The sequence below is a fragment of the Pseudomonadota bacterium genome (assembly GCA_036339585.1).
GTDB lineage: Bacteria > Pseudomonadota > Alphaproteobacteria > UBA8366 > UBA8366 > UBA8366.
On record JAYZAS010000023.1, the window covers coordinates 15577 to 27583 of the forward strand.

General features: G+C 45.5%; 9 protein-coding genes. 8 read left to right on the forward strand and 1 reads right to left on the reverse strand.

Annotated features, from left to right (window positions below; all coding sequences use genetic code 11):
- Positions 1-430 precede the first annotated feature (430 nt).
- Positions 431-1405, forward strand: coding sequence for a D-2-hydroxyacid dehydrogenase family protein (locus VX941_12470; protein ID MEE2934219.1), 975 nt, complete (start codon positions 431-433; stop codon positions 1403-1405).
- A 14-nt stretch (positions 1406-1419) separates the two neighbouring features.
- On the opposite strand, the gene VX941_12475 is transcribed toward VX941_12470, so the two are convergent.
- Complete coding sequence (locus VX941_12475; GenBank protein MEE2934220.1) at positions 1420-2067, reverse strand: glutathione S-transferase family protein; 648 nt, start codon at positions 2065-2067, stop codon at positions 1420-1422.
- Between the two features lie 205 nt (positions 2068-2272).
- Here VX941_12475 and VX941_12480 point away from each other — a divergent pair, with 205 nt between their 5' ends.
- From VX941_12480 to VX941_12510, 7 genes are all read left to right on the forward strand, one after another.
- Complete coding sequence (locus VX941_12480; protein ID MEE2934221.1) at positions 2273-3079, forward strand: aspartate dehydrogenase; 807 nt, start codon at positions 2273-2275, stop codon at positions 3077-3079.
- 103 nt (positions 3080-3182) lie between these two features.
- Positions 3183-4580, forward strand: coding sequence for an MmgE/PrpD family protein (locus tag VX941_12485; protein MEE2934222.1), 1398 nt, complete (start codon positions 3183-3185; stop codon positions 4578-4580).
- A 139-nt stretch (positions 4581-4719) separates the two neighbouring features.
- A complete protein-coding gene (locus VX941_12490; protein MEE2934223.1) occupies positions 4720-5931 on the forward strand; it encodes a CaiB/BaiF CoA-transferase family protein in 1212 nt (403 codons plus the stop codon).
- Between the two features lie 149 nt (positions 5932-6080).
- A complete protein-coding gene (locus VX941_12495; GenBank protein ID MEE2934224.1) occupies positions 6081-7193 on the forward strand; it encodes a mandelate racemase/muconate lactonizing enzyme family protein in 1113 nt (370 codons plus the stop codon).
- Positions 7194-7632: 439 nt separating this feature from the next.
- Positions 7633-9045 (forward strand): CoA transferase, encoded by a 1413-nt coding sequence (locus tag VX941_12500; protein MEE2934225.1) that lies wholly within the window; start codon positions 7633-7635, stop codon positions 9043-9045.
- 244 nt (positions 9046-9289) lie between these two features.
- Entirely contained in the window at positions 9290-10774 is a 1485-nt protein-coding gene (gene tcuA / locus VX941_12505) for an FAD-dependent tricarballylate dehydrogenase TcuA (GenBank protein ID MEE2934226.1), read from the forward strand.
- Positions 10775-10794: 20 nt separating this feature from the next.
- The gene (locus VX941_12510; GenBank protein MEE2934227.1) at positions 10795-11997 is read left to right on the forward strand and encodes a PrpF domain-containing protein; all 1203 of its coding nucleotides are present in this window, start codon (positions 10795-10797) and stop codon (positions 11995-11997) included.
- Positions 11998-12007: the final 10 nt, after the last annotated feature.

The following is a 12007-nucleotide window of genomic DNA, read 5'->3' on the forward strand; positions in this document are numbered from 1 at the left end:
ATGTCATAAGAAGGTACGCTGGAAATGGGCGGATATTGACGGAACTTATCGGAGAAAACCTTTAATTCGTATGAAAGTCAGAAAATAAGACGTAATAACCAGAGCGAAAAGCCCTAATCTATGACAACTAAGGTTTAAAGCCTTCGAGTTAGGATTTATGTGGGCGCCTATCTTAAATTGGAAAAGTATTTTACTAACTTTTTTCTGTTTTGCGGGCTTCGTGACTGCGTCTTTGCTGGCAATCCCTAAAATGTTTTTATCAATGGGCACACCAGAAAACAAATCATACGCCCATGTTGACACAGTCTAAGCAAATCCCCACTCTATTGAGCTTGATGCTTTAATAACCATCTCCGAGGATATTGAGGCTCGCTGTTGGTATGCGGCCAACAAGAGTGTTGCTGAAAAACGGAATTGAAGGGTTTTTATAATGAAGATTACAATCCTTGACGATTATTTTGATACTATTCGAACCCTAGACTGCTTTTCAAAACTAGATGGCCACGAAGTAACAATCTGGAACGATCATGTCCAGGATACTCAAGCTTTGGCCGACCGTTTAAAGGAAACGGAAATACTAGTATTGATCCGTGAGCGAACGCACATCAGAAAAGAACTACTTGACCAACTGCCCAAACTGAAATTTATCAGCCAGAGAAGCGTGTATCCTCATATCGACGTAAATAGCTGTACTGATAATGGGGTTCTACTCTCCTCCGACCTTCACATGGATATGCCCTCGCACTCAACCGCAGAACTTACCTGGGGTTTGATATTATGCGCCATGCGAGATATTCCCAACCAAATGGCATCTCTAAGGGCTGGGAATTGGCAGACCGGGGTGGGCCATTCGCTTGGTTTCAAAACAATAGGTCTTTATGGATATGGCCGTATCTCAAGAGCGGTAGCCGAGTATGCAAAAGCATTTCGGATGAATGTGTTAATTTGGGCACGGCCAGAAAGTCGAAAGCAGGCCGAGGTCGATGGACTAGAGACCGCAAAAACAAAACAAGATTTTTTTATGCGCTCAGATATCCTGTCTTTGCACATGCGCCTCAAAGAGGCTACACGTGGAATAGTGACCGCGGAAGATCTTGCTCTGATGAAAACAAACGCGTTAATTGTCAATACAAGTCGCTCTGGACTTATCGAGGACGGCGCATTGGTCTCAGCATTGAAGGCAGGTCGTCCGGGAATGGCTGCACTTGATGTGTATGAAGAAGAACCAGCCCGGACACACCCTTTATTCGAAATGCCTAATGTTGTTTGTACACCCCATATCGGATATGTGACCAAAGATGAATACGAAATTCAATTCACCGATGTTTTCAATCAAATTGAAGCGTATTTGAGAGAGGACCCAATTAATGTCATCAACCCAGAAGTGCTGACCTTAAAAGCATAGCTGACAATTCCTCATTACGTTGTAGCCACCCCACCTCGCTGATCTGGAAAATATTTACCAAGCGTTGTGATCAATGATTGACGTGTTTCATAGCGCATTCTAATTCCTGACAGGTGGGGGTATTGACTGATATCAATCACCTCACGACCTACCAGCGCATCGGTGGCACAAATCATTGCTGCTTCTGCAAGACCAAATGTGGTTGGCTCTACGAACCAGCCTTGCGATGCCATCTCGTCTAGCGCCTTTAAACAACGACCCCAACGATCCAAGCTTCGATACAAATAGGGGTGTTCTGAAATAGGCGGGTCCTCTTCCATTCCTCTCACCACCATCATTGCGCCCATCATTTCATAGATGAGTGTAAGAATATTTGCTTCACGCCAGTAGTGCGGGCCCTGCATAACACGCACAGACTCATGGGCATTAGAGTCTTCTAGTGTTTCAATGTAAGACCAAATCTGACGAGAGTCCCAAAGCGTCACTTCTTCATGTACTAAAACAGGCACCCTGCCCCCCGGATTCAGGGAGAATAATTCATCCGGTGTATCGCGCCACGCCATAGGGCATAGCTCTACCTCGTGACCAAATTCTATTCCTGCAACTCTGGCTATTCGTGTTGGCGGAGATGTCGAAGTGCCAAAAATCTTTAATTTTGCCATGAATCCTCCAAAAAATTTACTCTATACTCTCTAAGGTAAGTTACACAATGTTTCAGAGATCAAAGACCGTCCTCTTAATTTAATGAGAGGACCAAAAGGATATAAATATGCTGAAAATTCACATTCGCCCCTATTCAAGTATAGTCGCCGTCATACTCGGCGACGAATTTAATTATCTGACCCTGGTGCAGAAAGATACCGCTGAATGTCACGGCCTCTAAAAATAGGTCAAATTGGTTTCGGTGGGATTGGATCAACAGTTGCTGAGATGTTATCAGAAGATGATGACATAGAGTATGTTGCTGTTGCCACCCGCCGACCTCATGACGGAGCAATAAAAAAATGCCTGCCCGAAACTAAAGTTGTTGAGAGTCCAGAAGCACTAATAGCAACACAGCCGGATTTAGTTATTGAGTGTGGCAGCCACTCGGCTTTACATAGCTATGGCCCACCAATTTTGAAGGCCGGTATTGACCTGTTAGCCATATCTGTTGGAGTTCTCGCTGATCAAAATGAACGTCTTTTACTTATGGCCGCCGCAGAAGAAGGTGAATCATCAATCGAGATACCCGCTGGTGCTGTTGGCGGTATAGATGTTGTCAGCGCCGCCCGTCATTCCGGAATAAAACAAATAACATACGTAACAAGAAAGGCACCTTCATTGTGGGCTAAAACTCCAGCAGTAGAAATGTTGGACCTTTCAAAGGTGTCTGAACCTGTGATGTTTTTTAAAGGAACTGCAGGTGAAGGAGCTAAAATTTTTGAAGAAAAATTAAATGTTGCTGCCACAATCGCAATGGCTGGGATAGGCTTTGAACGAACAACCGTAGAGCTTTGGGCGGACCCTAAATACCCACAAAGTACCCATTTCATAGAAATGGAAGCAGAAAGCGGTACAATGAATATCGAACTCACCAACACCGTCACTCCGGCAAATGAAAAATCCTCATTACTTACCGCTGCCGCAATTGCACAGGCAGTAAAGCGTAGGAATGCACGAATTAAGATTTAGTTTTGTAGCGAGCAAGAACATACGAAAGAATTGATATCTCTTACAAAAGATGAAACCTGTCTTTATAACTAAAGTTGGGCCAACTATTTTGAAAGGTGTTAACATGAGTGCGAAAGTTCGATCATCCGGGGAAACAATGCAATTAGCCGAATTTTTCTCCAAACTCACATACAATGATATCCCGGAGAGTTCTCGCCGCGCAATCCGCCATTTTGTTCTCGATACTGTGGCCTGTGCACTCCACGGGAGGAAGACCGAGTGGGCCGGCATAGTTGAGAAATGGGCCCGAGATAACGGATCAGGAAATAAGCAAGCAACTGTATGGGGCGATAATGGCCCGTCATTGCGAGCATCCGATGCTGCCCTTTTGAATGGGACGGCGGCACACGCTTTCGAACTCGACGATTATCACCCCGTCAAGCACCACCCGGGAGCTGTTGTCATTCCTGCGGCTTTAGCCGTTGGTGAAAAACTAGGATCTTCTGGAGAAGAGATAGTGACTGCTATTGCTGCCGGCTATGAACTAATGATCCGAACCTCTTACGCGATGGACCCCGCCCCAACAATGTTACGTGGATGGCATATAACCGGCATTACTGGTGCTTTTGGATCCGCTGCCGCCGCAGCAAAATTATTAAACCTAAATGTAGAAGAAACTGCTTGGGCATACGGAATAGCCGGAACTCAATCCAGTGGTCTATTTGCATGGTTATATGATGGCGCAATGACCAAAAGGTTTCATGCAGGCGATGCGGCACGAGCGGGTATTGTTGCATCTGAATTGGCAGGCTTTGGCTATACTGGAAGCAAAGCAATATTCGAATTTGAAAACGGAGGGTTTCTTAAGGCGCATTCAGACCATGCGGTACCCGCTAAATTAGTAGAAGACCTCGGCACAACTTGGATGCTTGAGGGTACTTCCTTTAAACCTTATTCCTGCTGCGGCTCAACACATGCCTACGTAGACGCGGCAAAAATATTGCGGACTCGTTATGGAAATTTAGTAGAATCCAATGATGGACGTAAAGTCCGAATGGGATTACCGCATCTTCTAACCGTTCAATGTGGATTTGATTACGAACCGGGGACAATCCTAAATGGGCAAATGTCAATGCGATACTGTGTTACGGCAGGATTTAGATATGGCAATGCACTTCCAAATGAATTTACACCGGAAAAACTTTCTGATGCCAAAAATGTAGCTTTTGCCCAGGCTATAGAAATAGAGCATGACCCGGAATTGGATAATATATATCCTGCCAATTTCTGCGGATGGGTTGAAGTAGAAACTGGCGTCGGCACAAATCAGTATGATCGTGAATATCTGCTCAATGCCTCTGGATCATGTCATAACCCCGACAAGGAAAAAGCGATGGCTGCAAAATTCCATTCTTTGCTGGAAGATATTGTGCCAGAGGAACAACGAGCAAAAGTCGAAAAGTGTGTGCTTAACATCGAAAGTTCTGCTGCAAATGAGCTCATTAAGGAATTTCATTTGTAAAAGTATATGACTGAGAAGACGGAATAGAGGTTCTTATATCTGTTGCCAATATTTTTCATAGTTTAAGCTTTCTGGGCGCACTTTGAACTTGTATTAATTCCAAATTCTTTAATTGTCACCAACCTGAAGCAAACACATAATGATAATGGCCAGAAAAACAAAAGAGATCGACCCTCAATCGCTACCTTTAAATGGTATACGCGTTATCGAATTTTGCCATGTTGTTATGGGACCTAGTTGCGGATTAGTGTTGTCAGAACTCGGCGCTGATGTCATTAAAATCGAGCCTTTGCCATCCGGAGACAGAACCCGGCAGCTTAAGGGACATATCGCTGGCTCATTCGTTTATTTCAATCGTTCCAAACGTTCGGTGGGGCTGGACCTCAAGACGGATGGAGGAAAAGCAATAGCGCATAAGTTGCTCAAGACAGCAGATGTAATGATTGAAAATTTTGGTCCTGGCACAGCCGAAAAACTAAATGTCGGATGGGAAGAGGTCTCAAAAGTCAATCCTAGATTGATTTTTTGTGCTCTCAAGGGATACCTTCCCGGCCCTTATGAAAAATGGGCTGCACTAGATGAACTCGTGCAATTCTCGACCGGCCTCGCATACATGACCGGACCACCGGGCAACCCGTTACGAGCTGGCTCCTCTGTAATTGATATAATGGGCGGCACTTTTGGCGCCGTAGGTATCCTTGCAGCTCTGCACAAACGTAATCAGACAGGCAAAGGCGAGAAGATTGTCTCTTCGCTGTATGAAAGCTCGGCCTATCTTGTTGGGCAACACATGGCAGGAGAGGTGCAGATGAAAAGAAAAGCCGAGCCAATGCCTGTGCGGCCCCGCAGCTGGGGTATCTATGACGTTTTCAAAACTAAAAATGGAGAAGAAATCTTTATCGGTGTCACTTCAGACAAACAATGGAAGTCATTCTGCCAGTTATATGAACGCCCAGATTTGTTGGAAACTAAAGAGTTCGACACAAATGAGAAGCGTCGAGAAAATCACGATGAACTTTATATGATTTTGCAGGAAATTTTTATCAAATTTGAATACGATGAATTAATGACCATGCTTGTTAATAATTCCATTCCCGCTGCACCGGTTGCAACACCAAGTGATTTATTCAATGACCCACAAATGAATGTGAGAGGCCGAATGTCAGCAACAGAATTTGCAGACGGCACTGTCGCCAAGTTGCCCCGCCTGCCGATAGCAATTGGCAGAGGGGTAGCGCAAATGTCGGGACAGGTACCAGAATTTGCTGAGGATACTGATGATGTGCTTGATGAACTAGGAGTGTCTAAAGAGGACATAAAGTCCCTCAAAAAGAACGGCCATATCGCTTGATAGTGTGGGGAGGGATGCAAGCGACCTCATCAGGAATAGGCTTTAATAAATTTAACGATTATAGAATTATGATTAAAATATGAGACTCAACTGTTACTGATAAGTTACATTATCGAGCTCATAGATAAATTTTGCTGGGGATGCACCACATGGGTACAACAATTAAAAAAATAGAAGTTTTTGGTATAGGAATGCCGCTTGTGGGGACCTTCACTAGCGGCGGACAATCGAAAAGTATTACCAAGTGCCTTGTTATACGCGTCACAGATAGCGATGGGACGATAGGAGTAAACAGTATTGATCCCTCCACGAGGGCTGAATCTCCGAACACGGCTGCTGAACTTGCGGTTGCCATTCGCGACAAACTAACCCCTGCCCTCATCGGTGAAGATCCCACTAATGTAAATCGAATTTATGATATTTGCTCTAAAATAGCTCCACAGCAGCCAGGTGCAGCTGCTGGTGTAGAATTAGCTTGTATTGAACTCGCCTGCCAACGGCATGGTATAGCATTTCATGAATATGTGGGTGGAGCAGTCATGGACACCGTTTTGTTCAACGCATGGGTTGGTGAGTTACCACCTGATGAGGCAGCTAACGAAGCCCTAAAATGGAAAAATGATGGCTTTAAGTCTATGAAAATAAAAGTCGGAAATGATGCAAATGTGGATGGTGCCCGAGTGATGGCTGTACGCGATGCGGTTGGGTCTGACATAAAACTTCGTATGGATGCCAATCAGCAGTGTAGCGTAGACCAGGCATTAGCACTTTGTGATGCAGTGAAAAATTGTGATATGCAGCTGTTCGAGCAACCGGTGGCAAAAGATGATTTAGACGGTTTAAGAAAAGTGAGGCGGGAAGGTGGCATCCCAATTATGGCCGATGAGGCAATAAGCGACCATGCTAGCTTAATACGAGCGATAAAAGCCGATTGTGCCGACTATATAAAATTCGGGATCAAACAGGCAGGCGGGATGTTACCTGCAGCTAAAATGATGGCTACCGCCGAAGCTGCTGGGTTACCAATCGTGCTTGGCCATGGCTTTGGCCTTGATCTGAGTACAACAGCAGAAATCATGCTTGGTGCATCATCCCACAATGTTTTACCGGGCTTGGAGTGCGTAGGCCCTCTGAAAGTAACGGACACAGTTTGCACAACTAAGCTCGATATCAGTAAGGGATATATAAGTCTTCCAACGGGGCCAGGGCTTGGACTTAAACTCGATGAAAATAAACTTGAAAAATATGGATTTGACGTTTAGAGCCCAGCGTCAAGAAAATTGGCGCCAGCAGAATTCGCACCATAACTTGATTCTTGAATAATCGTTTCATTCTACGTATCGGTAGTACTGTCTGTTGGGCAAAACAAAGGCATCAAGCTGGCAATAACAAGCGGTGGAAGTCTATCGTGAAGATACAATTTTGAGCGACCTCCTGCCCTCGCAAGAGTTCCGTCAGTTATACCCTTGTTTTATTCCTAAAATCTTTCATCAATCTTCCACATCATTACCCATAAATTGAGAACTCTATACCGGTCAAACTCTTCTACAGAATTCGAGTGTGTGCTGATTTCTTCGTGAAAAGGATTGCTTAAGACGCTTTTCATACAAAACTACTAGCCCTAATCAAAGGAAGATTCCGTGTCCCCACTAGACATCAATAGAGAAACGAGCTCATATGGAAAGATAGGGAGATACACAAATGACTCAATCGTTCGATGAAGTAATGGCTATTCGCAAGCTGCCAAACCCGGAAGACGGTGAGGTAACAATCACGGGTGAGGACCCTGTATTTACATCACGGTTTAAGCTTGGCGAGGCAACCGCTAGTATTCTATCGGGGGTCGGCGTTGCCGTCACCGACATACATGAACTTAAAACTGGGCGACGGCAAAAAATAAACATTGATGTTAAGCATGCGGCTGCAACATGCAGAAGTTCGCTGTACTTACGTCAGCCAAATATTAATGGAGAGTTTGAGCCTATTTCAGCCTCCCCATCTATGGCTCACATGCGTTCGATTACGCAACCTTGGCAATGCAAAGACGGACGCTGGTACCTACCACACTTCAATCTTCCACATCTGCATGACCGAGTGATAAGCGTGCTTCAATGTGAGTCAAATGCAAACGCAGTTGCGAAAGCTGTCTCCAGATGGGACTCGCACGAGCTCGAGGAAGCTGTTGCTACAGCGCGTGCATGCGGGTCTATCGTACGATCTAATAGCGAATGGTTACGGCATCCCCACGGCGCCATGTTGTCTTTAAAGCCGTTAGTAGAAATTGAAAAAATTGGAGAAACGGACCCCATTCCATTTCCTAAAGGAAAGCGCCCTCTCGATGGCATCAGAGTTCTAGACTTGACCCGTATCCTAGCTGGCCCGATAGCAGCTCGCACACTTGCGGAAAATGGTGCCAATGTTTTAATGGTGACTGCTGAACATTTGCCTCAAGTACCTGAGCATGTAATGGATACAAGCCATGGCAAACGGAGCTGTTTTTTAAATCTTAATAAAGAAAAAGAATTGGAGACCCTTAAGAAGTTATCAATGCAGGCAGATGTTTTTAGTCAGGGCTACCGACCCGGGATAATGGAAAAACACGGGTTAAGTCCTGAACAATTAGCATCCGAGCGCCCAGGAATAATTTATCTTTCTATTAGTTGTTATGGTCACGGAGGTCCCTTTTCAGATAGAGGCGGCTGGGAGCAAATAGCGCAATCCGCGACAGGAATATGTTTGGATAACGGAGTAAATGTTGGTGATGGCCGACCAAAGCTTCTGCCCGCATCAGCATGTGATTACACGACCGGGTATAATGGGGCCTATGGAGTATTACTAGCGCTAGCGCGCCGAGCACGCGAGGGCGGTTCCTATCATGTAAGAGTTTCCCTTTGTCGTTCGGGGATGTTCATATACCAGCAAGGCCACGTGGAACCTACTAAACCCGACATGGATCTTTCCACACAGGAGCTTGATGAAATTATGCTCGAAAGTGATTGTGCCTTCGGAAAAATAAAACACCTAGGACCTGTGCTTACAATGTCTGAAACACGTCCATTTTGGGATAAACCATCCCCTAAATTGGGATCGAATCGTGCCGATTGGCTCAATTGATACACATGCAATGATGAAATCCGTGCAATAGCATGAAACCACCTTTGGGGGTCGAACCAGTTATCGGTTAGCTAACTCGAGGCACAATTTGTGTGCGTAGGGCCGGTCGGGTAGCCCTCGGTTGATATGCTTGAACACAACCTCCAGAAAAGCACAAATGGGGGTATACCGTTGAAAAACCGCTAAAAATAAAGTACAGAGCAATTAAATATTTTCACATAAAGTTTGATAGGAGGAAATTCTCATGCCGGATTATGACGTAATCGTAGTGGGCGCTGGAAATGCAGCTTTTGCCGCAGCGTTGTCGGCTAAGGAAAATGGCGCAGAGAAGGTAGTGGTCCTAGAAAAGGCGCACAAGGAAATGCGCGGCGGTAACACACATTGGTCGGGTTCAATATTTCGAATTGCTTTCGATGAACCCCGCGACTTAGAACCATTTCTTCCTGGAGTCGAAGACGAATATTTGAACTTTTACGAAGGCATTACCCCATATACGAAGGAACGGTTTTGGAATGACCTTGACCGCGTCACTCAAGGGCGCACCGACAGAGAACTTGCAGCAGTAATGATTGATAATTCTTATGACACCGTTAAGTGGGCAGTCGAAACGGCAAAAATACCGTGTGAACCGGCAACCTCAGTATGCGGGATAATGGTTAATGGGCAGTGGACATTTCCGGGCGGCGTCGTTATTCGAGCAGTCCATGAAGGTGTAGGGCTTTCGAGCTGCTGGTTCAAAGCAGCAGAAGAGGCAGGTATCGAAATTCGATATGGTTCTGGTGCAACGGAATTAATTCAAAACGATGCAGGTAAAGTCCATGGAGTAATCACGAAAGAAAGCGGCGGGTCAAAGACAATTACGGCCAATGCCGTTGTCCTAGCTTGTGGCGGCTTTGAGGCTAATGCACAGTGGAGGGCACAATATTTGGGGGCTCCCTGGGATCATGCCAAAGTACGAGGAACATCCTTTAACCAAGGAGATGGATTGCGCATGGCCTTAGCAATAGGAGCTATGCCCTGGGGACAATGGTCAGGTCGGCACTCAACACCAATTGATGCTGATTGGAGTGATTTTGCCGATCGCAAATTGACAGACAAATCTAATCGACTTTCCTATCTATTTGGTATCATGATAAATCGTAAGGGACTTCGCTTTGTAGATGAAGGCGAAGATACCAATATGTATACCTATGCCAAATTCGGTGCAGCAATTCTCGACGAACCAGGATCAAAAGCGTATCAAATTTTTGATCAAAAAACAGTTCAACATTTAGAGCCACGATACGAAACAGCGAAGCCATTGATAGCAGATAATTTTGAAGAACTGGTTGAGATGATGGACATCGATGATAAAGTTCAAGCACTAAAAACCATCAATGAGTATAATAATTGTGCACAATCTGCAGATAGGTTTGATCCAACACAAAAGGATGGCTTAGCCACTGAAGGGCTCGCGCTACCAAAAAGCAATTGGGCAACCAAGATTGATGAGCCGCCGTACCACGCTTACCCGGCAACCGGCGGTATTACCTTTACCTTTGGAGGATTAAAGGTAAACCCCGAGGCCCAAGTTATAGGCACAGACTGGCGTCCTATCCCAGGTCTTTACACAGCTGGCGAAATGGTTGGTGGCTTATTTCATTATAATTATCCTGGTGGTTCAGGTTTGGTTTCTGGCCAGGTTTTTGGACGCATTGCAGGTAGGAATGCTGCTCAGGAAAAGGCATAGACATAAGAACGGAGTTTATAATGAAGCAACTTTCAATCCCCGCAGCGTTTATTCGTGGTGGTACTTCAAATGCTATAGTATTTAAAGACTTTGACCTTCCTGAAAGAGCTTATTGGGACGAATTTTTTCTGGCGGCCATGGGCACTCCGGACCCTAATGGCCGCCAACTAAATGGCATGGGCGGCGGCATATCCTCTCTTTCAAAGGTTTGTGTGGTCGGAATATCGGACCATCCAGATGCCGATATTGATTATACCTTTGCGCAAATCGGCGTCCGTGATGCAACGGTGGGCTACAATGCTAACTGCGGCAACATGTCGGCCGCGATGGGCCCTTTCGCGGTTGATGAAGGATTGGTCTCACCGCAGCTAGTGGATGGGCAGGCGATGGTTCGTGTTTTAAACACCAATACCAACAAGATCCTACATGCTTATTTCGATCTTGATGAGGGCCTCTCTGCTGTCGATGGGGATTATGAACTTAAGGGCGTTGCAGGCACGGGATCTCCTGTTCGGATGGCATTTCAAACACCCGGAGGAGCGAGTACGGGCAAATTACTCCCTACCGGCAACACAAAGGATACGCTTAACATACCTGGCTTGGGCAAAATCGAGGTGTCAATCGTTGATGCTGCAAATACCGTTGTGACAGTGCATGCAGAGAGTGTTGGTATGAAAGGAACTGAGTTGCCCGATGAGATCGATGCTAATGCAGAATTAATGGAAAAGCTTGAGTTAATTAGATCTCATGCGGGTGCAATGATTGGTTTTGGAGCAACCTCGGAGGAGGTCAGCCGAAACTCGCCTGTGACGCCCTTCATTGGTTTCGTAAGCCCTCCGCAAGATGCAGTACTCATGTCAGGTGAAGCATTACCAGCGGAAACCGGTCATTTAACAGCTCGAATTTTGTCTTCAGGTAATTGCCATCGTGCTCTTCCACTTACGTGCACCATGTGCACAGCCACCGCAAGTCGCATAACGGGCACCATTCAGCACGAAGTATCGCGTAAAACAAAGACCGACGAAGATGACATTATTGTCATGCATGGTTCTGGATTTATAGATATAAATGCTAGCGTGCATCAAAAAAGTAATGGTGAGTGGTTCGTAGAGCAAACCTCTGCCTACAGAACCCAACGCCGACTTTTTGATGGCAAGGTTTATGTGTCAGCCTCAAGCGTCCCTTCATATGCTAAAGTTAAAATTGCCAACGCTGCTGAGTAACTAATATTGG